The organism is Phreatobacter cathodiphilus, from assembly GCF_003008515.1.
GTDB classification, from domain to species: Bacteria; Pseudomonadota; Alphaproteobacteria; order Rhizobiales; family Phreatobacteraceae; genus Phreatobacter; species Phreatobacter cathodiphilus.
This window is the reverse complement of record NZ_CP027668.1, coordinates 1,504,174-1,526,135: the sequence shown is the minus strand read 5'-3', so window position 1 is coordinate 1,526,135 and position 21,962 is coordinate 1,504,174. Positions and strand designations below refer to the sequence as shown.

General features: G+C 69.3%; 22 protein-coding genes. 14 read left to right on the top strand and 8 right to left on the bottom strand.

Annotated features, from left to right (window positions below; translation table 11 throughout):
• Positions 1-15 precede the first annotated feature (15 nt).
• The 6 genes from C6569_RS07445 (at position 16) to rpmG (ending at position 8,681) form a co-directional block, all read left to right on the top strand.
• Positions 16-993 carry a DMT family transporter gene (locus C6569_RS07445; RefSeq protein WP_106748252.1) on the top strand — a complete coding sequence of 326 codons (978 nt, stop codon included), beginning with the start codon at positions 16-18 and terminating at the stop codon, positions 991-993.
• 82 nt (positions 994-1,075) lie between these two features.
• The gene (locus tag C6569_RS07440; RefSeq protein WP_106748251.1) at positions 1,076-2,629 is read left to right on the top strand and encodes an OpgD/OpgG family glucan biosynthesis protein; all 1,554 of its coding nucleotides are present in this window, start codon (positions 1,076-1,078) and stop codon (positions 2,627-2,629) included.
• Entirely contained in the window at positions 2,605-4,803 is a 2,199-nt protein-coding gene (gene mdoH / locus C6569_RS07435; protein ID WP_425440702.1) for a glucans biosynthesis glucosyltransferase MdoH, read from the top strand. The genes C6569_RS07440 and mdoH overlap by 25 nt, the downstream gene beginning before the upstream one ends.
• A 192-nt stretch (positions 4,804-4,995) precedes the next feature.
• Positions 4,996-6,771: a NirA family protein gene (locus C6569_RS07430; protein WP_106748249.1), complete on the top strand. Its 1,776-nt coding sequence runs from the start codon at positions 4,996-4,998 to the stop codon at positions 6,769-6,771.
• A complete protein-coding gene (locus tag C6569_RS07425; RefSeq protein WP_106748248.1) occupies positions 6,768-8,366 on the top strand; it encodes a sulfite reductase subunit alpha in 1,599 nt (532 codons plus the stop codon). The genes C6569_RS07430 and C6569_RS07425 overlap by 4 nt, the downstream gene beginning before the upstream one ends.
• A 147-nt stretch (positions 8,367-8,513) precedes the next feature.
• Positions 8,514-8,681, top strand: coding sequence for a 50S ribosomal protein L33 (rpmG, locus tag C6569_RS07420; protein ID WP_106748247.1), 168 nt, complete (start codon positions 8,514-8,516; stop codon positions 8,679-8,681).
• A gap of 361 nt (positions 8,682-9,042) precedes the next feature.
• On the opposite strand, the gene C6569_RS07415 is transcribed toward rpmG, so the two are convergent.
• Both C6569_RS07415 and C6569_RS07410 read right to left on the bottom strand, forming a co-directional pair.
• A complete protein-coding gene (locus C6569_RS07415; RefSeq protein WP_106748246.1) occupies positions 9,043-10,416 on the bottom strand; it encodes a PleD family two-component system response regulator in 1,374 nt (457 codons plus the stop codon).
• Positions 10,417-10,428: 12 nt separating this feature from the next.
• Entirely contained in the window at positions 10,429-10,800 is a 372-nt protein-coding gene (locus C6569_RS07410; protein ID WP_106748245.1) for a response regulator, read from the bottom strand.
• A gap of 94 nt (positions 10,801-10,894) precedes the next feature.
• On the opposite strand from C6569_RS07410, the gene C6569_RS07405 reads away from it, so the two are divergent.
• Together C6569_RS07405 and C6569_RS07400 are read left to right on the top strand one after the other, a co-directional pair.
• Positions 10,895-11,197 carry a DUF3572 domain-containing protein gene (locus C6569_RS07405; RefSeq protein ID WP_106748244.1) on the top strand — a complete coding sequence of 101 codons (303 nt, stop codon included), beginning with the start codon at positions 10,895-10,897 and terminating at the stop codon, positions 11,195-11,197.
• A 49-nt stretch (positions 11,198-11,246) separates the two neighbouring features.
• Positions 11,247-12,509, top strand: a complete 1,263-nt coding sequence (locus C6569_RS07400; RefSeq protein WP_106748243.1) for a DNA polymerase IV — start codon at positions 11,247-11,249, stop codon at positions 12,507-12,509.
• A 6-nt stretch (positions 12,510-12,515) separates the two neighbouring features.
• Here the strand turns inward: C6569_RS07400 and C6569_RS07395 are convergent, their stop codons facing one another.
• The gene (locus C6569_RS07395; RefSeq protein WP_181313948.1) at positions 12,516-13,358 is read right to left on the bottom strand and encodes an EipB family protein; all 843 of its coding nucleotides are present in this window, start codon (positions 13,356-13,358) and stop codon (positions 12,516-12,518) included.
• Positions 13,359-13,537: 179 nt separating this feature from the next.
• Between C6569_RS07395 and C6569_RS07390 the strand changes: the two genes are divergently transcribed.
• From C6569_RS07390 to C6569_RS07380, 3 genes are read left to right on the top strand one after another with little or no spacing between them, the layout of a single operon-like run.
• Positions 13,538-13,996 carry a RidA family protein gene (locus tag C6569_RS07390; RefSeq protein WP_106748241.1) on the top strand — a complete coding sequence of 153 codons (459 nt, stop codon included), beginning with the start codon at positions 13,538-13,540 and terminating at the stop codon, positions 13,994-13,996.
• Positions 13,996-14,751, top strand: coding sequence for a glycerophosphodiester phosphodiesterase family protein (locus C6569_RS07385; protein ID WP_106748240.1), 756 nt, complete (start codon positions 13,996-13,998; stop codon positions 14,749-14,751). Before C6569_RS07390 ends, C6569_RS07385 begins: the two co-directional genes overlap by 1 nt.
• A 10-nt stretch (positions 14,752-14,761) precedes the next feature.
• A complete protein-coding gene (locus C6569_RS07380) occupies positions 14,762-15,943 on the top strand; it encodes a GNAT family N-acetyltransferase (RefSeq protein WP_106748239.1) in 1,182 nt (393 codons plus the stop codon).
• A 3-nt stretch (positions 15,944-15,946) separates the two neighbouring features.
• Here C6569_RS07380 and C6569_RS07375 read toward each other — a convergent pair whose 3' ends face one another.
• Positions 15,947-16,276 carry a hypothetical protein gene (locus tag C6569_RS07375; RefSeq protein WP_106748238.1) on the bottom strand — a complete coding sequence of 110 codons (330 nt, stop codon included), beginning with the start codon at positions 16,274-16,276 and terminating at the stop codon, positions 15,947-15,949.
• A gap of 231 nt (positions 16,277-16,507) precedes the next feature.
• Here C6569_RS07375 and C6569_RS07370 point away from each other — a divergent pair, with 231 nt between their 5' ends.
• The 3 genes from C6569_RS07370 to C6569_RS07360 all read left to right on the top strand — a co-directional run bounded on the left by C6569_RS07370 (position 16,508) and on the right by C6569_RS07360 (position 17,672).
• Entirely contained in the window at positions 16,508-16,759 is a 252-nt protein-coding gene (locus tag C6569_RS07370; RefSeq protein ID WP_106748237.1) for a hypothetical protein, read from the top strand.
• Between the two features lie 157 nt (positions 16,760-16,916).
• A complete protein-coding gene (locus C6569_RS21915) occupies positions 16,917-17,153 on the top strand; it encodes a hypothetical protein (protein ID WP_181313947.1) in 237 nt (78 codons plus the stop codon).
• Positions 17,154-17,225: 72 nt separating this feature from the next.
• Positions 17,226-17,672, top strand: coding sequence for an HIT family protein (locus C6569_RS07360; RefSeq protein ID WP_106748235.1), 447 nt, complete (start codon positions 17,226-17,228; stop codon positions 17,670-17,672).
• On the opposite strand, the gene C6569_RS07355 is transcribed toward C6569_RS07360, so the two are convergent.
• The 4 genes from C6569_RS07355 to clpS all read right to left on the bottom strand — a co-directional run bounded on the left by C6569_RS07355 (position 17,673) and on the right by clpS (position 21,791).
• Positions 17,673-18,023, bottom strand: a complete 351-nt coding sequence (locus C6569_RS07355; protein ID WP_106748234.1) for an AzlD domain-containing protein — start codon at positions 18,021-18,023, stop codon at positions 17,673-17,675.
• The gene (locus C6569_RS07350; protein WP_181313946.1) at positions 18,020-18,760 is read right to left on the bottom strand and encodes an AzlC family ABC transporter permease; all 741 of its coding nucleotides are present in this window, start codon (positions 18,758-18,760) and stop codon (positions 18,020-18,022) included. Before C6569_RS07350 ends, C6569_RS07355 begins: the two co-directional genes overlap by 4 nt.
• A 136-nt stretch (positions 18,761-18,896) precedes the next feature.
• Positions 18,897-21,386 carry an ATP-dependent Clp protease ATP-binding subunit ClpA gene (clpA, locus tag C6569_RS07345; protein ID WP_106748232.1) on the bottom strand — a complete coding sequence of 830 codons (2,490 nt, stop codon included), beginning with the start codon at positions 21,384-21,386 and terminating at the stop codon, positions 18,897-18,899.
• A 69-nt stretch (positions 21,387-21,455) separates the two neighbouring features.
• Positions 21,456-21,791: an ATP-dependent Clp protease adapter ClpS gene (clpS, locus tag C6569_RS07340; RefSeq protein WP_106748231.1), complete on the bottom strand. Its 336-nt coding sequence runs from the start codon at positions 21,789-21,791 to the stop codon at positions 21,456-21,458.
• Between the last annotated feature and the right edge of the window lie 171 nt (positions 21,792-21,962).

The window sequence follows — 21,962 nt, the reverse complement described above, 5'->3', positions numbered from 1 at the left end:
CCGGAGCATAGAGCCATGGCGACACCGAGCGAGGCGAGACGCGCCACTCTGCTGCTCCTCGTCATGCCGCTGTTCTTCTCCTCCAACCTGGTGATCGCCCGCGCCATGGGCGATGCCGTGCCGCCGTTCACCCTCGCGCTGCTGCGCTGGGGCGTGGCGGTGCTCATCCTGCTGCCCTTCACCATCGACGGGCTGAGGCAGAGCGCGGCGCTGCTGGCGGCGCACTGGCGGCGAATCGCCCTGCTCGGCTTTCTCGGCATGTGGATCTGCGGCGCCGGCGTCTACTGGGCGCTGGGACTGACGACGGCCACCAACGGCACGCTCATCTACACGACCTCCCCCATCCTCGTGCTGCTCATCGAACGGCTCGCCTACGGCAAGGCCCTGCCCTGGATCCGGCTGGCGGGCGTGCTGGTGGCCATGACCGGCGTCGCTGTTATCGTGCTCAAGGGGGATCCCTCCGCACTCGCCCGGCTCGACCTCAATCTCGGCGATCTCGGCATCGCCGCCGCGGCGCTGGCCTGGGCCGTCTATTCGCTGGTTCTGCGCAACGATGGGCTGGCACGGCTGCCCACCATGCCGCTGTTTACCGCCATCGCCATCGCCGGCGTGGCGACGCTGGCGCCGTTTTCGGCGGCGGAACTGGCGATGGACGGCGGCTCGCCGCGCACCGCCTGGGACTGGGCCGGCGTGCTCGGCCTCGCCCTGTTCTCGGCGGTTGGCGCTTTCTCGCTCTACCAGTACGGGGTGAAGATCGTCGGCCCCGCGGTGACCTCCTGCTTCCTGTATCTGCTGCCGGTCTACGGGGTCGGCATGTCCGTTCTCTTTCTCGGCGAGGCGCTCCACCCCCACCATTTCCTCGGCATGGCCCTGGTGCTCGGCGGGCTCGTCGCCGCCACCGTGCCCCAGGATGTGGTCGCGGTGGCGCGGGGCGCGCTGAAACGCAAATTTGCCGTGCCTGGGAGCGGTTCTCCCCCCTCCTCAACGCCGTAATTTGGGCTATAAGGCCGGGCATTGTTTCGGCTTGCTTCTCTCACGATCACTCTGCCCGGAACACCCGCCGATCACCGACGACATGCCGAGCCGCCGCGACCTTCTTGCATCCCTCCTGGCCGCGCCGGCAGCTTTGACGCTGACCCGATCGGCGATCGCCCAGCCGTCGCCTCTGCAGGCGGCGGCCGCCGCCGTGTCGGACGGCCAGCCCATCTCCCGCGATGCGCTGCTCGCTTTCGCGCGCGAGGTGTCGCGAGTGCCGTATCAGGCGCCACGGGCCGACGTGCCGCGGGCGCTGACCCAGCTCAATCTCGACCAGTACCGCCAGATCCGCATGAAGCCCGACCTTCGGATCTGGGCCGGTGAGAATCGCGGCTTCACCCTCGACCTGCTGCCCACCGGCAGCGTCTTCACCAATCCGGTGACGATCCGCACGGTCGACGGCGGGATCATCCGCGACAAACGGTTTGCCGGCGACCAATATGATTTCGGCCAGGTGCCGCCGCTGCCGCCGGAGGCGGCCGTGCCCTATTCCGGCTTCCGCGCCTATACCAGCCTCAACGGCGAGGCGCCGGTCGACGAGGCGCTCGTCTTCCAGGGAGCGAGCCTGTTCCGCTCCCTCGCCAAGGGCCAGGTCTTCGGCGTCATGGCGCGCGGGCTGACGCTCAACGTCGCCGAAGCCCAGGGCGAGGAGTATCCCGCCTTCCGGCAGTTCTGGATCGAGCGGCCCGGCCCCGGCGCCTCCGCGATCGTCGTCCACGCGCTCCTGGACACCGACAGCGTCACGGGCCTCTACCGCTTCGCCGTCCGGCCGGGCGACGCCACGGTCTGCGACGTCGAGGCGACGCTGTTCCCGCGCGTCGACCTGCAGCATGTCGGCATCGCCCCGATGACGGCCAACTACCTCTTCGCGCCCAACGACCGGACGGGCGTCGACGACGTGCGCGGCGGCGTCCACGACGCCCAGGGCCTGCAGATCTGGAACGGCAACGGCGAGTGGATTTGGCGGCCGGTGACCAATCCGGAGACGCTGCAGGTCGCCGCCTTCGTCGACCAGAACCCGCGCGGCTTCGGCCTGCTGCAGCGCGACCGCAGGTTCGAGGCCTTCAACGACCTCGACGCCCGCTTCGAGCGGCGCCCCAGCGTCTGGATCGAGCCTCTCGGCGAATGGGGCCAGGGCCAGGTGCAGCTCGTCGAGATCCCGGTCAACGACGAGATGAACCGCAACATCCTCGCCTACTGGCGCCCGCGCACGCCGCTGGCGCGCGGCGCCGAGCATTTCTTCACCTACCGCATGCACTGGTGCTGGTCGCCGCCGGAGCGCCCGGCCTTCGCCTATGTCTCCTCCACCCGCACGGGCCGCGCCCAGGGCGGCGGACGCCGGCGGCGCTTCCTGGTCGACTTCACCTCCGAGGATTTCGCCGATCCCGCCAAGGCCGCGGGCCTGAGGGCCAACCTCACCAACCAGCGCGGGCGCATCGGCAATGTCGACGGCCGGCTGGTGCCGGAACTGAGGCTCTACCGTGTCGCTTTCGATCTTGACCCGGAGACCGGCAATCAGGTGGAACTCAGGCTCGTGCTCGAGCGCGAGGGACAGGCCCAAAGCGAGACATGGCTCTATCGATGGACGCCCTGACAGACCGGCCCTTGGCTGCGCCCGTGCAGCGCGAGCGCACGGCCATGCCCTCGTCGGCGCCCCTCGCCATGCCGGCCCAGTCGCTGCGGCGGTGGACCGATGCCGAACGCCGCCCCCTGAAGGCCCCCGGCCTCTGGCGCACGCCCTGGTTCGCGCGGCTCGTGGCCTTCGGCGGCATGGTGGCGATCACCGCGGCCGGCGGCTGGCAGATGTACAAGGTGGTCGAGGCCGGCGGCGTGACGCTGCTGGAATGGGCCTTCCTCGCCTTCTTCGTCGTCAATTTCTCGTGGATCGCGCTCGCATTCACCACGGGCCTGCTCGGTCTCGCCGACCTCCTCGTCCACGGGCTCAACCGTAAGCCGGTGCTGCCGCCGGCCCTCGGCAAGCGGACGGCGGTGGTGATGCCGATCTACAACGAGAGCCCGGCACGGGTCTTCGGCACCGTCCAGGCCATCGCCGAGGACGTTGCGGCCACCGGCCACGGCGCCTCCTTCGACTTCTTCTTCCTGTCCGACACGACCGACCCCGACATCTGGATCGCCGAGGAGCGGTCCTATGTGGCGCTGCGCGAGCGCCTGCCGGACATCGCCGTCCATTACCGGCACCGGCCGAAGAACACGGCGCGCAAGGCGGGCAACATTGCCGATTTCGTGACGCAGTGGGGCGGCAACTACGACCACATGATCGTGCTCGACGCCGACAGCCTGATGACCGGCGAGACGATCGTGGCGCTGGCCGACGCCATGGAGAAGGATCCCGACGCCGGCATCATCCAGACGCTGCCGCGGCTCATCAACCGCAACACGCTCATCGCCCGCCTGCAGCAGTTCGCGGCGCGGGTCTACGGCCCGGTCTGCGCGGCGGGCCTCGCCGTCTGGTCGGGGCGCGACAGCAACTACTGGGGCCACAACGCCATCATCCGCATGGAGGCCTTCGCCTCCTCGGCGGGCCTGCCGGACCTGCCTGGCAAGCCGCCCTTCGGCGGCCACATCCTCAGCCACGACTTCGTCGAAGCCGGCCTGATCCGGCGGCGCGGCTATGCGGTCTATATGCTGACGCGGCTCGACGGCTCCTACGAGGAGAGCCCGCCCTCGCTGATGGACCTCGCCATCCGTGACAGGCGCTGGTGCCAGGGCAACCTCCAGCACAGCCGCGTCATCGGCGCCAAGGGGCTGCACTGGGCGACACGCCAGCACCTCGCCACCGGCATCATGAGCTACGTGTCGAGCCCGCTCTGGCTGATCCAGTTGCTCATCGGCCTGTTCCTCGCCCTGCAGGCGGCCTTCATCCGGCCGGAGTATTTCACCAACCAGTTCACCCTCTTCCCGGCCTGGCCGGTGTTCGATTCCGAGCGGGCCTTCAAGCTCTTCCTCATCACCATGGGGATCCTCCTGGCGCCCAAGCTGTTCGGCTGGTTCGTCACCCTGGTGAACGGTCCGGCCCGGCGCGGCTGCGGCGGCGCCATCATGCTGACGCTCTCCACCCTGCTCGAGATCGTCCTCTCGGCGCTGATCGCGCCGGTGATGATGCTCATCCAGGCGAGTTCGGTGTCGTCCATCATCTCCGGCCGCGACACCGGCTGGAAGACGCAGCGCCGCGACGACGGCTCCATTCCCTTCCGCGCCATCGTCGAGCGGCACTGGCGGCATACGGCCCTCGGGGTCGTCGCCGCCATCGCCGCCTTCTCCATCTCGCCCTACATCTTCGCGTGGATGTCGCCGACCATCGTCGGCCTCTGGCTCGCCATACCGACATCGTGGGCCTCGGCCTCGGCGACGATCGGCTGGAGCCTGAGGCGCCTGCGCCTGCTCCTCATCCCGGAGGAATATGCGCCGCCGCCCATCGCCGAACGGGCCTATCACCTCGGCAAGGAGTTCGAGGCCCTGGCGCTCGAGGACGGCAAGGCCCTCGACCTCGTCCACGGCGATCCCGCCTTCCGCGACCTGCACCAGCACATCATCCAGGTCCCGCCGCCGCGGGTGCGCGGCAAGGTCGACACCGACCGCGTCATCGCGGAGGCGAAGCTCACCGACGCCCAGTCCATCGAGGACGCGCGCCAGTGGCTCTCCGGTCGCGAGGCCATGCTGGTCCTGCACGACCGCGCGCTGATTGCCCTGCTGGCCGCCCTGCCCCATGCCCAGCAGGCGGAGCCTGAGCGAGCGGCGCAAAATTAGGCGCTTGTCGGGCGCGCGCGCCTAATCCTGACGCAGTCGGCCGCCGCATCGCGCGGCTCGCCGCGGGCGCTTCCGCCCGGCCCGCCTGAGGCGGCTCCGGCCCCGTCCGGATGGCACCTCGCTTGCATGACCCCCGGCAGCTCAGATGGCCGCCAATGACGCCGGCTCCCTCGCCTTTCGCACGGGAAACGGATGTCACAGGACTTCAGCGCGGAACAGAAGCGCTATCTCGAAGGATTTGTCGCAGGGGCGGCCGCCTCCCAGGTGGTGGGTGCGACTGCGCCCGCCGCGGCCGTGCCGACGGGTCCCGACGCGCCGCATCTCCTCGCCCAGGACGCCCAGGTGAAGGCCGGGGCCAAGCTCGCCGAGCCGGAGAAGTGGAAGCGCGACGAGCACCCGTTCGACGCATGGCAGCGGCTGACCGCCGAGGCGGCCACCGGCAAGCTGCCGGGCCCGGCCGACAATTTCCGCTGGCGCTATTTCGGCCTGTTCAACGTCGCACCGGCGCAGGACAGCTTCATGCTGCGCATGCGCCTGCCCAACGGCATCCTGAAGGCGCACCAGCTCGCCGGCTGCGCGCGCCTCGCCGAAACCTATGGCGGTGGCGTTCTGGCGGTGACCACCCGCGCGAACCTGCAGATGCGCGAGATCCGGCCGGAGAACGCCAAGCCGCTGATCGAGGAGCTGATGGACCTCGGCATCGTCGCCCGCGGCTCCGGCGCCGACAACATCCGCAACGTGACGGGGTCGCCGCTGGCGGGGATCGACCCGCAGGAACTCCTCGACACCCGGCCGCTGGCCCGCGACTGGCATTTCCACATCCTCAACAGCCGCGTGCTCTACGGCCTGCCGCGCAAGTTCAACGTCTCCTTCGACGGGGCGGGCCTGTCCCCAGCGCTCGAGGAGACCAACGACATCGGCTTCCAGGCGGTTCGCGTCCCCGAGGGGGGTGCGGCAGAGCCCGGCATCTGGCTGCGCATCGTCCTCGGCGGCATTTCGGGCCATCGCGACCTCGCCCGCGCGACGGGCGCCTTCTGCCGGCCAGAGGAGGCGACGGCCATCGCCGACGCCATCATCCGCGTCTTCATCGACCACGGCGACCGCACCAACCGCAACCGCGCGCGGCTGAAATATGTGCTGGACGCGTGGGGGTTCGACCGCTTCCTCGCGGCGGTGGAGGAGAAGCTCGGGCGACCGCTCGTGCGCATCGCCGAGGCCGAGGTGGCGCCGCGCCCGCCGACGGATCGCTACGCCCATGTCGGCGTCCATCCGCAGAGACAGCAGGGCCTCAACTGGGTCGGCGTCGTCATGGCGGTGGGCAAGCTGACGCGCCGCCAGGCTGAGGGCCTCGCCGCGATCGCCGTCGAATGCGGCGACGGCGACGTCAGGCTGACCGTCTGGCAGAACCTGATCCTCTCCGGGGTCCCCGATGGGCGGGTCGCCGAGGTCGAGGCGAGTATCGCGGCGCTCGGCCTCTCCACCACTGTGACGCCGATCCGCGCCGGGCTCGTCGCCTGCACCGGCAATGCCGGCTGCAAGTTCGCCGCCGCCGACACCAAGCGCCACGCCATGGAGATCGCCGCCCACGTGGAATCGCGCGTCGCCATCGACGTGCCGGTGAACATCCACCTCACAGGCTGCCACCACTCGTGCGCCCAACACTATATCGGCGATATCGGCCTGATCGGCGCCCGCGTGCCGGTCAATGCCGACGGGGACACGGTGGAGGGCTACGACATCGCGGTGGGCGGGGGCTTCGCCGAGAATGCGCGGATCGGCCGGACGCTGTGGAAGGGCGTAAAGGCGGAGGATGCGCCGCGCCATGTGGAGGCGCTGCTGAGGGCCTATCTCGGCCACCGCCAGGGCCCTGCCGAGGGTTTCCAGGCCTTTACCATCCGCCACGACGCGGAGGCGCTCGAAAGCCTCGTCACGCCGCATCTCTCGCCCCTCAAGGAGGCCGCGGAATGAGCCTCGTCCCTGCGCCGGCCAGCTTCTCGCTGATCCCCGACACCGCCCCGTTCAGCCCCGAGCAGCGGCAATGGCTCTCCGGCTTCTTCGCCGCCGCTCTCGCACCCCTCGTGCCCGCCGGAGGTGCCCTCTCCGCCCCCGCGGCGGCTGCCGGGACCTCGGACCTCGCCTCCAACGACGACGCGCCCTGGCATGACCCGGCCATGGCCCTCGCAGACCGCATGGCGCTCGCCGAGGGCAAGCCGATCGCGCCCCGCCTGATGGCGGCCATGGCGCAGCAGGATTGCGGCCAGTGCGGCTACAGCTGCGCCGACTATGCCAATGCGCTGGCGGGCAAGGCGGAGGAGCGGCTCAACCTCTGTGTGCCCGGCGGCAAGGAGACGCTGCGCATGCTGAAGGCGTTGGCGGCAGAGATCGGCGCGACGCCGGCCACCGCCCCGGCGGGCCCTGCCGAGGCGCCTGCGCCGCCCCCCGAGGCCACGCCCGGCCGCTCGCGCGAGGCGCCGGTGGCGGTGCCCTTCCTCTTCTCCCGGCGGCTCACCGGCGAAGGCTCGCAGAAGGAGACGTACCATATCGAGTTAGATCTCGGCGCCGCCGGCCTCGACTATGTCGCCGGCGACGCGCTCGGCGTCTTCCCGACCAACGACCTCGGCCTCGTCGACCAGATCATCGCCATGCTCGGCGCGGCGCCCCTCGCCGAGGTGCGGGGGCGGACGTTGCGCACGGTGCTCGCCGAGGAGGTGTCGCTCTCGCCTGCCCCCGACAGCCTGTTCGAGCTCGTCTCCTTCCTCACCGGCGGGGCGCAGCGGGAGAAGGCCCGGGCGCTGGCCCGCGGCGAGGATCCGGATGGCGACGCGGCGACCCTCGACGTGCTCGCCACCCTCGCCAAGTTCCCGGCGGCGCGGCCGCATCCGGAGGCCTTCGTCGAGGCGCTGGAGCCGCTGCAGCCGCGGCTCTACTCCATCTCCTCCTCGCCCAAGGCGGTGCCCGGACGGGTCAGCCTCACCGTCGATGCGGTGCGCTACGTGATCGGCAAGCGGCGCCGGCTCGGGGTGGCGTCGACCTTCCTCGGCGAGCGCGCGCGCGAGGGCGCGCCCGTGCGGGTCTATGTGCAGCGCGCCCACGGATTCGCCCTGCCGGCAGACCCCACCCTGCCCGTCATCATGGTGGGCCCCGGCACCGGCGTCGCGCCGTTCCGGGCCTTCCTGCAGGACCGGGCCGCCGACCGGGCGCCGGGTCCGAACTGGCTCTTCTACGGCCACCAGCGGCAGGCGAGCGACTTTTTCTATGCCGAGGAACTCGCGGCGCTGAAGGCGTCCGGCGTGCTGACGCGCCTGTCGCTGGCCTGGTCGCGCGACGGCAACGAGAAGATCTATGTCCAGGACCGCATGCGCGAAACGGGGGGCGAGCTCTGGCGTTGGCTGGAGGCGGGCGGGCACTTCTACATCTGTGGCGATGCCAAGCGCATGGCCAAGGACGTGGAGGCCGCCCTCGTCGACGTGATCGCCGGCCACGGCGGCCGCAGCCCCGACGACGCGGTCTCCTATGTCCAGGCAATGAAGAAGGCGGGCCGCTTCCAGGCCGACGTCTACTGAGAGCCAGAGCCGCCGAGACCGCCGGATCGCCTTGACAAGGCGGCATCTTCCTGTCACATCGGCCGCAACCAGCCGGCGGCGACGCGGCGGGCATATGCCTGCTGTTCCCAAGGCCCGACCCGTTCACCGACCTTTCGAGGACTTGCCATGGCCAAGGCCGCCACCATCAAGATCAAGCTGATCTCGACCGCCGACACCGGCTACTTCTACACCGCGAAGAAGAACTCGCGGACCATGACCGACAAGCTGACCAAGAAGAAGTACGACCCGGTCGCGCGCAAGCACGTCGAGTTCAAGGAAGCCAAGATCAAGTGATCGGACGGTCGGCATCGCCGATCGACGTTTAGACGGCCCCTTCGGGGGCCGTTTTTCGTTTGGGGCGATGGAAGGTTCGAAACCCGAGGTGGCCGGCCGGGCCAACGGCTAAGCGGAGAGGCCATCCGCGCCGAACCCGACCGGCCGACCCTACGGTTCCCAGGAGATGCGGCGGACCTGAGTGCACGCAGGGTTTCGATCAGGCCGACGCCGAACTCCCCGAGAGGAGATCACAGCCTGATCTAGATGAAACCCTAGTCGCGGGGGGCGTCGTCTTCAACGGTTTCAGGTCATAACTGTCGGTAAACCGCTTCTTAACCTGAAGAAACAAGGTTTACTCGAAAGGTAAACGCTGGCGCCCTCAGGCGGCGTCGAGGACCACGCGGTTGCGGCCGTCACGCTTGGCGCGATAGAGCGCCTGGTCGGCGCGCTTCAGGATGACCTCGGCGTCGACATCGCTGCCCTGACGCTGGGCCATGCCGATGGAGACGGTCACGTCGATGGCCCGGGCGCCCTTGTTGATGGGGAACGGATCGCCGGCGACGCGGTTGCGAATGCGCTCGGCGACGATGGAGGCGACCCCCGCATCGGTGTCCGGCATGATGACGACGAATTCCTCGCCGCCGAGGCGGCAGACGAGGTCGATGCCGCGCACGCTCTTGCGCAGCCGCTGGGCGAATTCGCGCAGCACCTCGTCGCCGGCGTCGTGGCCGTAGGTGTCGTTCACCGCCTTGAAGTAGTCGATGTCGAGCACGAGGACGGAGAGCGGCTTGCCGCGCATCGAGGCCTGTTCCACCAGGGTGCCGAGGTGGCTCTCCATGTAGCGGCGGTTGTGCAGGCCGGTGAGGCCGTCGGTGATGGCCATTTCCATGGACTGCTGGACGTTGTCGCGCAGCCGCGCCGTGTAGCGCTTCTTGCGCACCTGCGTGCGCACGCGCGCGGCCATCTCGTTGCGGTCGATGGGGCGCAGCAGATAGTCGTTGGCGCCGATGTCGAGGCTGCGCAGCAGCCGCGCCTCGTCCTCCGGCTCGGCGACGACGAGGACCGGCAGGCCGCGGGTTCGGTCGAGGGTGCGCAACTGGGAGCAGAGGCGCAGCGGGTCGAAGTCGGAGAGGCCGAGCGAGACCATGACGAGGTCGTAGTCACCCTCGGCGGCGCGGAACAGCGCCTCCTGCGGCCGGGTCTCGACCTCCACCTTGTGGTGGCTGCGCAGCGCCTGGGCGATGCGCTCGTGAGAGGAGGCGCGGTCGTCGACGACGAGGATGCGGCCGTCCAGGCCGCTCTCCGCCACCGCCTCCAGCAGCGGGTCGCGCATGCCGATCTCGCGCGAGGTGACGGCGCGCATGCGCAGCTCGTCCTGCATCATCTTCAGCCGGACGAGCGAGCGCACGCGGGTGACGAGGGCGAAGTCGTTGACCGGCTTGGTGAGGAAGTCGTCGGCGCCGGCCTCCAGGCCCTTCACCCGGTCGGCGGGCTGGTCCAGCGCGGTGACCATGATGACGGGGATGTGGTGGGTGGCGGGATTGGCCTTCAGCCGCCGGCAGGTCTCGAACCCGTCCATGCCCGGCATCATCACGTCGAGCAGGACGATGTCGCACTGGGCGCGTTCGCAGATGGACAGGGCCTCGGGGCCCGAACTCGCCGTCACCACGTCGAAATATTCAGCCGAGAGCCGCGCTTCCAGCAGCTTGACGTTGGCGAGGATGTCGTCGACGACCAGAACGCGCGCGGTCATGGCAGTTTCCCCTCAGGCCGCACCGAGAAAATGACGGACGGTCTCGATGAACTTGTTCACGGAAATGGGCTTCGACAGATAGGCTTCGCAGCCGCCGGCGCGGATCCGCTCCTCGTCGCCCTTCATGGCGAAGGCCGTGACCGCGATGACCGGGATGTGCCGGATCGTCTCGTCCTCCTTGATCCACCGCGTGACGTCGAGGCCGGAGACCTCGGGCAACTGGATGTCCATCAGGATGAGGTCGGGATGGTGCTCGCGCGCGAGCGACAGGGCTTCCGTGCCGTTGCGGGTCTGGATCGTCCGGTAGCCGTTGGCCTCCAGAAGATCGTGGAAGAGCTTCATGTTGAGCTCGTTGTCTTCCACGATCATGACGGTTTTCGACATCGACCACTCGCATTTCCCGGGCGGCCGCGGATGGTTGCCGGACCTTGACGGATGGCCCACAAGCTAGCGCGAAATCCTTTCAAAAGGACAAACCATGACGTTGCGTCGGCATGAACGAAACAGGGCCGCCGCCGAGGAGATCGCGGTCCGCGCGCTCGCCTTCCTCGCCGCCGACGAGGACCGGCTCACCCGTTTCGCCGCGCTGGCGGGGATCGATCTCGGCCAGATCCGGGAGGTGGCGGGACAGGCCGGCTTTCTCGCTGCGGTGATGGAGCACCTGATGGGCGACGAGCCCCTGCTCCTCGCCTTCGCCGCTGAGGAAGGCGTCAAGCCGGAGGTGGTGGTGCGCGCCGCCCACGCCCTCGGCGCCGGCCCCTGGGAGCGCGATCACGCCTGATGCCAAACTCCCCCTTGAAGAGCCCCGCCTTCGCGTCCACGGTCCCTCCATGGCCGCCCTCGCCTTCTGCCGCGACTGCCTGACCGAAGCCGCGCCGGGCGCGCTTCGCTGCCGCGCCTGCGGGTCGCCGCGCATCGCCCGCCACGACGAGCTGGGCACGCTCTCCATCGCCCATGTCGACTGCGACGCCTTCTATGCGGCCGTGGAGAAGCGGGACGATCCGAGCCTCGTCGACAAGCCCCTCATCATCGGTGGCGGCCGGCGCGGCGTCGTCTCCACCTGCTGCTACGTGGCCCGCATCCACGGCGTGCGCTCGGCCATGCCCATGTTCAAGGCGCTGCAGCTCTGCCCCGAGGCGGTGGTGATCAAGCCGAACATGGAGAAATATGTCGGCGTCGGCCGGCAGGTGCGCCAGGCCATGCGGGCGCTGACGCCGCTGGTGGAGCCGCTGTCGATCGACGAGGCCTTCCTCGACCTGACCGGCACGGAACGGCTGCACGGCGCCCCGCCCGCCGTGGTGCTGGCGCGTTTCGCCCGGAGCGTGGAGCGGGAGATCGGCATCACCGTGTCGGTCGGGATCTCCTACAACAAGTTCCTCGCCAAGATCGCCTCCGACATGGACAAGCCGCGGGGTTTCGCCGCCATCGGCCGCGCCGAGGCGCTGGACTTCCTCGGGTCCAAGCCGGTCTCGCTCATCTGGGGCGTCGGCCGCGCCACGCAGGAGGCGCTGGAGCGGGAGGGTTTTCGGCTGATCGCCGACCTCAGGCGGCTCGACGAAGGCGACCTCATGCGCCGCTTCGGCGCCATGGGCCTGAGGCTCGCCCGCCTCAGCCGCGGCATCGACGACCGGCGCGTCTCGCCCGACGAGGAAACGAAGTCGATCTCGGCCGAGACCACCTTCGACACCGACATCCGCGATCCCAGGACGCTCGAGAAGAAGCTGTTCCTGCTCTGCGAGAAGGTCTCGGCGCGGGCGAAGGCCCAGGGCTTCGCCGGCACCACGGTGACGCTGAAGCTGAAGACGGCCGATTTCAAGATCCGCACCCGGTCGCGCGCCCTGCCCTCGCCGACCGTGCTCGCCGCCCGGCTGTTCGACGTGGGCCGCGACATGCTGATGAAGGAGGCGGACGGGACCGCCTACCGGCTCATCGGCATCGGCATGTCGGAGCTCACCGATCCCGGCAAGGCGGATCCCGCCGATCTCGTCGACCCCTCCATCGCCCGCTCCGTGAAGGTCGAGGGCGCCGTCGATGCGCTGAGGACGCGGTTCGGCAAGGCCGCGGTGGTGAAGGGCATCACCCTGGACGACTGATCGGCGTCAGGGGCGCGCGCAGGCGGTCTCCGGCTGCCATTCGACGCTCTTCAGGTCGCCGCGCAGCGAGAACTCCCCGTAATGGATGACGAGCTGGCGCGAGACGCCGTTCTCGTAGAGTTCGAAGGCGATGGAATAGACGGGCGTCGGGCTGTCGCGGCCGTCCTCGAAATAGCTGATGGTCACCGGCCAGCGGGCGAGCGCGGCGAGCCGCGGATCGCGCGCGGCCTCCTCCACCTCGCCGGCGCCGGGCGCGATGCGACGGCCGATGATGGCGGTCGCGTTGTAGAGCTTCTCGCCGGTCTCGGCGCCGTCGTAGACCTTGACCTCGAGGACGTTGCGGCCCTCGCGCGCCGCCTCGACGAGGCGGATGAGATGTTCGGTCGGGAAGATCGCGGCGCGGTCGATCTGCCGCGTCAGTTCCCGCGGCCGCCTCACCGCGACGTTGACGGCGTCGGGACCGCGCGTCGCCGTGCCGTCCGTCTCGGTCTGCGCGGCGCCGTTGTGGCTGGAGCGCGAGGTGAAACGGAAGCTCGATCCGTCGCCCTCCTCGAAATGGGCGGTCCGCACGTCCATGACCAGGCGGCTGCCGTTCATGCTGAGCTCCACCACCTGCCGGAACGAGGTCGTGAACCCCTCGCAGCGGTTGCCGACGGTGTCGAAGAGGATGCGGCCGCGAGCCTGGTCGAGGCCGCGGGCTTCGCGCCGGGTGTCGAGACTCAGGTCATAGACGGCCCGGTGGGGTGCGAGAACGGCGGCGGCCCCCTCCGCGCGGACGCTCAGGCCGCCCGCGCCCGTGAAGAGCAGGCCGGCGAGGGCGGCGGAAAGGGCGGTGCGGACGGCGGTCATGGGGCGAGCTCCTGGCGGCGAACCGGCGGAATCGGCCGCGCGGCGACCCTCGGCGTCGCAGCATAGAGAGGCCGCGTGAGGGCGACAACGCGGCATGGTGGTGTCCCGCCGCGCTCCCTTGCCCCGGCGGGCGGCTTGGGGCAGGTTCCGCGGCGTCCTTCCAGCCGCCCGAGGTTCCGATGTCCACCATTGCCGCCCGCCTTGCCGAACTGGGCATCGTCCTGCCGACCCCGGTGGCGCCCATCGCCAATTACGTGCCCTTCGTGCGCTCCGGCACCATGCTGGTCGTCTCCGGCCAGATCTCGCTCGGCCCCGACGGGCTGATGGCGGGCAAGCTCGGCGGCGGCGTCTCGATCGAGGAGGGCCAGAAGGCGGCCCGCCAGTGCGGGCTCAACGTCATCGCGCAGATCCAGTCCGCCGTCGGCAATCTCGACAACGTCATCCGCATCGTCCGCCTCGGCGGCTTCATCAACTGCACGCCGGACTTCCTCGACGCGCCGAAGGTGATGAACGGCGCCTCCGACCTGATGGTCGAGGTCTTCGGCGAGAAGGGCCGCCATGCCCGCTCGACCATCGGCGTGGCGGCGTTGCCGGCCAATGCGGCGGTCGAGGTCGAGGCCATGGTCGAGATCGCCTGATGGCCGGCCGCGGCGATCTCGGCTGGCTGACGGCGCGTCCCATCGCCCATCGCGGGCTGCACGGGCTGACGCCGGGGGTGGTCGAGAACTGCCCGCGAGCCTTCGAGGCGGCGATCGCCGGCAATTATGCCATCGAGTGCGACGTGCAGCCGACCGCCGACGGCGACGCCGTGGTCTTCCATGACGGCACGCTGGACCGCCTGACGCAGGCGTCCGGGCGCGTCGACGCCCTGCCGGCGGCGGCGCTGAAGGCCGTTTCCTTCAAGGCCACCGACGACCGGATGATCACGCTCTCCGAGCTCTTCTCGCTGGTGGCCGGCCGGGTCCCGCTGGTCGTGGAGATCAAGTCGGAGTTCGACGGCAAGCTGGCCCTCACGGAAAAGGTCGCGGCCCTCGCCGCGTCCTATGCCGGTCCGGTGGCGTTGATGTCCTTCGACCCCGCTCCCATCGCCTGGCTGAAAGAGCATGCGCCCGGGCTGGTGCGGGGCATCGTGGCGGAGTCCCACTATGCCGGCGCGCACTGGGCACGGCTGCCGGCGGCGATGCGGGCTGACCTCGCCGCGCTCGGCCATATGGAGCGCACCGACCCGGACTTCCTCTCCTGGCGCGTCGCGGACCTGCCGAGCGTCGCCACGGAACGCTTCCGCGGCTCGCTGAAGCGGCCGGTCGTCTGCTGGACGGTGAGGACGGATGACGAGCGTGTGATCGCCGCCCGCCACGCCGATCAGGTGACCTTCGAGGGCTATCTCGCCTAAGCTGAAGGCCATGAGTTCCATGCCCTTCACCCTCCGCGTCGCCACCAGCCTCGCGGACATTCCCGCCGCGGTCTGGAACGCCTGCGCGGCGGACGAGACGGGCCATGTCGACCCCTTCCTCGACCACGCCTTCTTCCTCAGCCTCGAGGAATCGCGCTCGGCCGTCCGGGAGACCGGCTGGCTCGGCCACCACCTCATCCTCGAGCGCGGAGGCGAGATCGCAGGCGTCATGCCCTGCTACCTGAAGAGCCACTCGCGCGGCGAATACGTCTTCGACGGCGGTTGGGCCGAGGCCTATGAGCGAGCCGGCGGGCGCTATTATCCCAAGCTCCAGGCGAGCGTGCCGTTCACGCCCGCGACCGGCCGGCGGCTGCTGGTGCGACCGGGCGCCGAGGCCGATCTCGCACGCACCGCCCTCGTCCAGGGCGCGGCGCAGGTGACGCTGCAGACGGGAGCTTCCTCGCTGCACGTCACCTTCTGCCGCGAGGACGAGTGGGAGCTGATGGCGGCGACGGGCTATCTGCAGCGCACCGACACTCAGTTCCACTTCGAGAACGAAAGCTACGGCAGCTTCGACGACTTCCTCGCCGCCCTCTCCTCGCGCAAGCGCAAGGTCATCCGCCGCGAGCGGCGCGAGGCGCTGGACGGGCGCGGCATCACCATCCGCTGGCTCACGGGGGCGGAGCTGACGGAGGCGGTCTGGGACCGGTTCTACGAATTCTACATGGACACCGGCTCGCGCAAATGGGGCCGGCCCTACCTGACCCGCGCCTTCTACTCGCTGATCGGCGAGCGCATGGCCGACAGGATTCTGCTGGTGATGGCCGAGCGCGAGGGCCGGTACGTGGCCGGCGCCATCAACTTCATCGGCCGCGAGGTGCTCTACGGGCGCCACTGGGGAGCGGTGGAGGAGCACCCTTTCCTGCATTTCGAGGTCTGCTACTACCAGGCCATCGACTACGCGATCCGCCACGGCCTGAAGCGCGTCGAGGCGGGCGCGCAGGGCGAACACAAGCTGGCGCGCGGCTACCGGCCGGTGACGACCCGCTCCGCGCACTTCATCGCCGACCGCGGTCTGCGCCGCGCCGTGGACGACTATCTCGCCCGCGAACGCAGCTATGTGGCCGAGGCGGTGGAGGAACTGGGCGCGATGACCCCCTTCCGGCGCGGCGTGCCGGAGGAGCAGGACTGAGGCTCAGAGGTCGAGGCCGGTCAGGCCTTCGGCGATGCCGCCGACGACGCTCCCGACCCCGGAGGCGATGGACCCGACCGTGTCGACGGCTCCCGAGGCGATGGCGCCGCCGGTCTCGAACGCACTGCCCGCGAGGGTGCCGGCGGTCTGGGTCACGCTGGCTGCGGCCGATGCGGTGACCTGGCCGGCGGATGTGACGGCGGTGCCGACCACGTCGAGGACGTTCGTCGCGATGTCGGCGACGTCGAACCAGGAGCCGGACTCGGCCGCCTTCTTCTGCTGTTCCTCCTGCTGCGCGGCCGCGGCGGCCGCAGCGGGATCCTGCATGGTCATGGTGGTCTCCCGAAGGACTGTGCTGACGGTGCGAGGCTGGCCGGGCCGCGTTTCACCGGGATGGCGCCGTACCCGCCGAAATGTGACGCGGATTCGGCCGGCGGCCAATCTGAACGCCGGCTAAATCGCGCGATATCGGCGGTTCAGCATCAAGGGGCGAGGATGCATCACGAACCGCGAGAGACGGTTCGCCCAAGGTCCACAACCCAGGTCCCACAAGGAGACATCGCCATGATCCATCGTCGCTCGTTCTTCACCGCCCTCGGCGCCGGCGTCGCCGCCACCGCCCTCGCCGCCGCCGCCGCGCAGGCCGCCCCGCTCGCCGTCGCGGCGGAGGGCCTCGCCACCGAGACCGTCGCGACCCCCGTCGCCGCCGAGCCCCTCGAGATGCGCCGCCATGCGCGCCGCCGCGTCCGCCGCGTGGTGCGTCGCAGCCGTCGCCGGACCCGCCGCGTCGTCCGCCGCGCCCGCCGCCGGAGCTGAGCGCTTGCAGCGCCCGGCGACACGACCTCCGTCGCCGGGCGTCGATCTTCAGAAACAGTCCCCTGACACGTTTGGAAACGAAGCGACTTGACGTCGCGTCAACCGGGGCAGCACTGTCTCCCCGGATGCGCCAGGACAGCTTTCAGGAGGATTGAGAATGATCCATCGTCGTACCTTCTTCGCAGCGGCCGCCGGAGCCGTTGCGGTCGCCGCCGCCGGCGGTGCCGCCCAGGCCGCGCCTGCTGCCGCCACCGCCGCGGCTCCCGTCGCCGCCGCCCAGCCGACGGAGATGCAGTACTACATCATCCGCCGCCGCCGCGTTCGCTACTACTATCGCCCGCGCCGGGTCTATTTCATCCGCCGCCGCTTCTATCGCCGCCGCTTCTACTGGTGAGCGGGCGGCGCGGCTTGACGCCGCGCTCCGTGATTGCGACACCCTCGCGGACAATTTCGCGAGGGTGTTTTCATGTCAGCCACCGCCTATGACCCAAACAACGTCTTCGCCAAGATCCTGCGCGGCGAGATGCCGGCCCAGAAGGTCTACGAGACCGACAAGGTGCTGGCCTTTATGGACATCATGCCGCGCGCCGACGGGCACGTGCTGGTCATCCCCAAGGCGGCGGCGCGCAACATCCTCGACATCCACCCCGACGACCTCGCCGATCTCGCGCGGGCCGTTCAGTTCGTCGCCAAGGGCGTCAAGCGCGCCATGGCGGCCGACGGGCTGACCATCCAGCAGTTCAACGAGAGCGCCGGCGGCCAGGTGGTGTTCCACATCCACGTCCACGTGCTGCCGCGCTGGACCGGCGTTCCGCTGCGGCCCCATACAGGCGCCATGGAGAACCCCGAGGTTCTGGCGACCCATGCGGCGACCATCCGCGCCGCGCTCGAAGCCATGCAGGCGGGCGGCTGACTATTTCAGTCCGAGCCAGAAGGCGCCGCCGACGATGACGAGCTCGGCGGCGAGCACGCCGAAGAGCACGCTGCGCCGGCCGATCCAGTAGACCGCCACACCGGCCAGAAACGCGCCGATGCGCCAGCCGAGCGGCAGGCTGGCGAGGGCGCCGCCGGGAAAGAAGGCGAGCTTGGCGACGACGGCGGCCAGGGTGGCGGTCGCCACCGCGCGCACCCAGATCAGGATTTCCGAGTTCTCGTCGAGGCCGCGCCCGACCACCAGCGCCATCCAGCGCCAGATCTCGCTCGGCAGGAAGCCGACGAGTATGAGGGCGATATAGGGCGTGAGGTCGGAGCCGAAGAGGGTCACACCGCGTCCCTCGCCCGCTTCAGCCGCGCCAGACCATAGGCGAGCGTACCGCCGCCGAGGCCGGCATAGAGCAGCTCCAGCCCGTCTCCCGTCAGTGCGCCCACCAGCAGGCCGAAGAAGCCGAAGGCGATGGCGAGCTGATCCGACAGGATGCGCGCCGTGGTGAAGAGCGACAGCAGGAAGAAGATCGGGGTCAAGAACAAGAGCCCCGCCGCGAAGGCATGGGGAATGACGCCGGCGAGGCCGTAGCCCACCGCGGTCGCCGTGGTGGCGGAGGTCAACAGGCCAGTGCCGAGCCCGAGGAAGAAGGGCACCCGCCCCTCCCCGTCGATCTTCGGCAGCAGGCGCAGGCCCTCGACCCATATCGAGATGGCGACGAGGTGGGCGCAGGCGACCGCGGTGACCGGATGGCGGTTCTGCAGCCTCAGATAGGGCAGCAGCGAAACCACCATGGGGAGGAGCCGCACCGAGGACAGGCCGACGGTGAGGGCGACGGCGAGCCAGGAGGCACCGGAGCCGAGGCCGCCGACGAGGATGAGATGGGCCGGTCCCGCCCAGATCAGCACGGTGGCCAGCATGGCCCAGGCCAGCGGCATGCCGTAATCGGCGCAGACCGAGCCGATCCCGATGAAGGTGGCGGCAAGGATGACGGCCGGCAGGGCCGCAGCCGCGCGCAGGCCCTGGCGGTAGTAGGCGCCGGGCTTGAGCGGCGGCAGTGGCGGGTTTTCGGCGTGCATCAGACTGGGATCACTCGGCCAGGCCGCGCGCCGTGGCAAGGAGCGATCCTGCATGCGGGGCATTCGCGGGCCTGAAAAGACCGGGCCCGGCGCAATCCCCATGGGATCGGCCGGGCCCGATGTCGTTTCGCGGTGGTCAGTCCGCCTTCAGCGGAACCTTGGGCACGGAGCCCGAGGGTCGCCGCGGTTCCGAGGGAACCGGGACGCCGCCCCCGCCGCCGCCGTTCCCGCCGCCCTTGGGCTTGCGCTTGGGCTTGGCGGGTGCCGACTTCCTGGCCGCCGCGCTCTTGGCGATACGGCGCACGTCGGGCGCCACAGGCTCGGCGCGCGGCGTCACGGGTCCGGCGGGATAGTCGAAGGAGAGGATGGGGAAACCCTCTTCGTCCTTGGAGACGATCACGCGGACGTGACCGCCGTTCTTCAGCCGCCCGAAGAGGAGATCCTCGGCCAGCGGCTTCTTCACATATTCCTGGATGACGCGCGCCATGGGCCGGGCGCCCATCTGCTCGTCGTAGCCGCGCTCGATCAGCCAGTCCTTGGCGTCGGGCGACAGTTCGATCGTGACCTGACGGTCGGCGAGCTGGGCCTCGAGCTGGAGGACGAACTTCTCCACGACGTTGCCGATCACCTCGGTCGACAGATGGCCGAAGGCGATGACGGCGTCGAGGCGGTTGCGGAATTCCGGCGCGAAGAGCCGGTTGATCGCCTCCGAATCGTCGCCGGTCCGCTTGTTGCGGGTGAAGCCGATGGCGGGCTTGGCGAGGTCGGCGGCACCCGCATTGGTCGTCATGATCAGAATGACGTTGCGGAAATCCACCTGCTTGCCGTTGTGGTCGGTCAGCTTCCCGTGGTCCATGATCTGCAGGAGGATGTTGAAGAGGTCCGGATGGGCCTTCTCGATCTCGTCCAGCAGCAGCACGCAATAGGGATTCTGGTCGACGCCGTCGGTGAGCAGGCCGCCCTGGTCGAAGCCGACATAGCCGGGAGGCGCGCCGATCAGCCGCGAGACCGTGTGGCGCTCCATGTACTCCGACATGTCGAAGCGCAGGAGCTGGACGCCGAGCACCTGGCTGAGCTGCTTGGCGACCTCGGTCTTGCCGACGCCGGTGGGGCCGGAGAACAGGTAGTTGCCGATCGGCTTCTCCGGTTCGCGCAGGCCGGCGCGCGCCAGCTTGATGGAGGCGGAGAGCGCCTCGATCGCCTTGTCCTGGCCGTAGACCACGCGCTTCAGCGTCGTCTCGATGTTGCGCAGCACCTCGGCGTCGTCCTTGGAGACGGTCTTCGGGGGGATGCGCGCCATGGTCGCGATCGTCGCCTCGATCTCCTTGAGGCCGATCGTCTTCTTGCGCTTGCCCTCTGGCACAAGCATCTGCGCCGCGCCGCTCTCGTCGATCACGTCGATCGCCTTGTCGGGCAGCTTGCGGTCGTGGATGTACCGGGCCGAGAGCTCGACCGCCGCCTTGATGGCCTCGTTGGTGTAGCGCAGCTTGTGATAGGTCTCGAAGGTGGTCTTCAGGCCCTTCAGGATCTCGATGGAATCCTCCACCGTCGGCTCGCTGACGTCGATCTTCTGGAAACGGCGGACGAGGGCCCGGTCCTTCTCGAAATACTGGCGGTATTCCTTGTAGGTGGTCGAGCCGATGCAGCGCAGCGTGCCCTGGGCGAGCGCCGGCTTCAAAAGGTTCGATGCGTCCATCGCGCCGCCGGAGGTGGCGCCGGCGCCGATCACCGTGTGGATCTCGTCGATGAACATGATGGCGTTGGGGTGGGCCTCCACCTCCTTGATCACCTGCTTCAGCCGTTCCTCGAAATCACCGCGGTAGCGGGTGCCGGCGAGCAGCGTGCCCATGTCGAGGGAGAAGACGGTTGCGTCCTTCAGAACCTCGGGCACGTCGTTCTCGACGATGCGCTTGGCCAGGCCCTCGGCGATGGCGGTCTTGCCGACGCCGGGATCGCCGACCAGCAGCGGGTTGTTCTTCTGGCGGCGGCAGAGAACCTGGATGGTGCGGCTGATCTCGCTGTCGCGGCCGATCAGCGGGTCGATGCGGCCCTCGCGCGCCTTCTTGTTGAGGTTGACGCAATAGGTGTCGAGCGCGTCGCCCTTCTTCTTGTCGCCGTCAGGGGCCTTTTCCTTGGCCTCCTCCGGCTCCTCGGCCCCCTTGGGCGCGCGGGTCTCGGACAGCCCGGCGCGCTTGGCGATGCCGTGGCTGATGTAGTTGACCGCATCGTAGCGGGTCATGTCCTGCTCCTGCAGGAAATAGGCGGCATGGCTCTCGCGCTCGGCGAAGATCGCCACCAGCACGTTGGCGCCCGTCACCTCCTCACGGCCGGAGGACTGGACGTGGATGACGGCACGCTGGATGACGCGCTGGAAGCCGGCGGTGGGCTTGGAATCCTCCGAGCCGTCGGTGATCAGGTTCTCGAGCTCGGAATCGACATAGCCGACGAGGCTCTTCTTGAGCTTCTCGAGGTCGACGCTGCAGGCCTTCATCACAGCCGCTGCGTCCTGATCGTCGACCAGAGCGAGGAGCAGGTGCTCGAGCGTCGCATATTCGTGACGGCGCTCGTTGGCGAGCGCGAGGGCCCGGTGGAGTGACTGTTCAAGGCTGCGGGAGAATGAAGGCAAGGGGACCTCGTCAACGTTCGCTGTGCGCCGAAGCGCCCAAGAGTGCCGGAAAACCGACCCTCGCAAAACTCATTTCTTTTCCATCACGCATTGCAGCGGATGCTGGTTCTTGCGGGCGAAGTCCATGACCTGGGTCACCTTGGTCTCCGCCACCTCGTAGGTGTAGACGCCGCACTCGCCGACGCCGTGCTGGTGAACGTGCAGCATGATGCGCGTGGCGTCGTCGGTGCTCTTGTTGAAGAATTTCTGGAGGATGTGCACGACGAACTCCATGGGCGTGTAGTCGTCGTTGAGCAGCAGAACCCGGTAGAGGCTCGGCCGTTTGGTCTGGGGGCGCGTCTTGGCGATGACGGAGGTGCCGGGACCCGTCGGATCCTGGTCGCGCTCGTCCCGCTTGCCGGCCATGACGGTGCCGGCGGTCCAGCGTCCCGCCGCCTCGTCCTCGCCCCTCGCCGCTCCTGCGTCTTGTGTCATGGTCCCAATTTCGTGCCGCATTGACGCCACGCCTGATAGCCGGTTCGATCGATGTCCATTCCGATGCGAATATGGACGCCTGCACTGCGGGAATCATGCCGA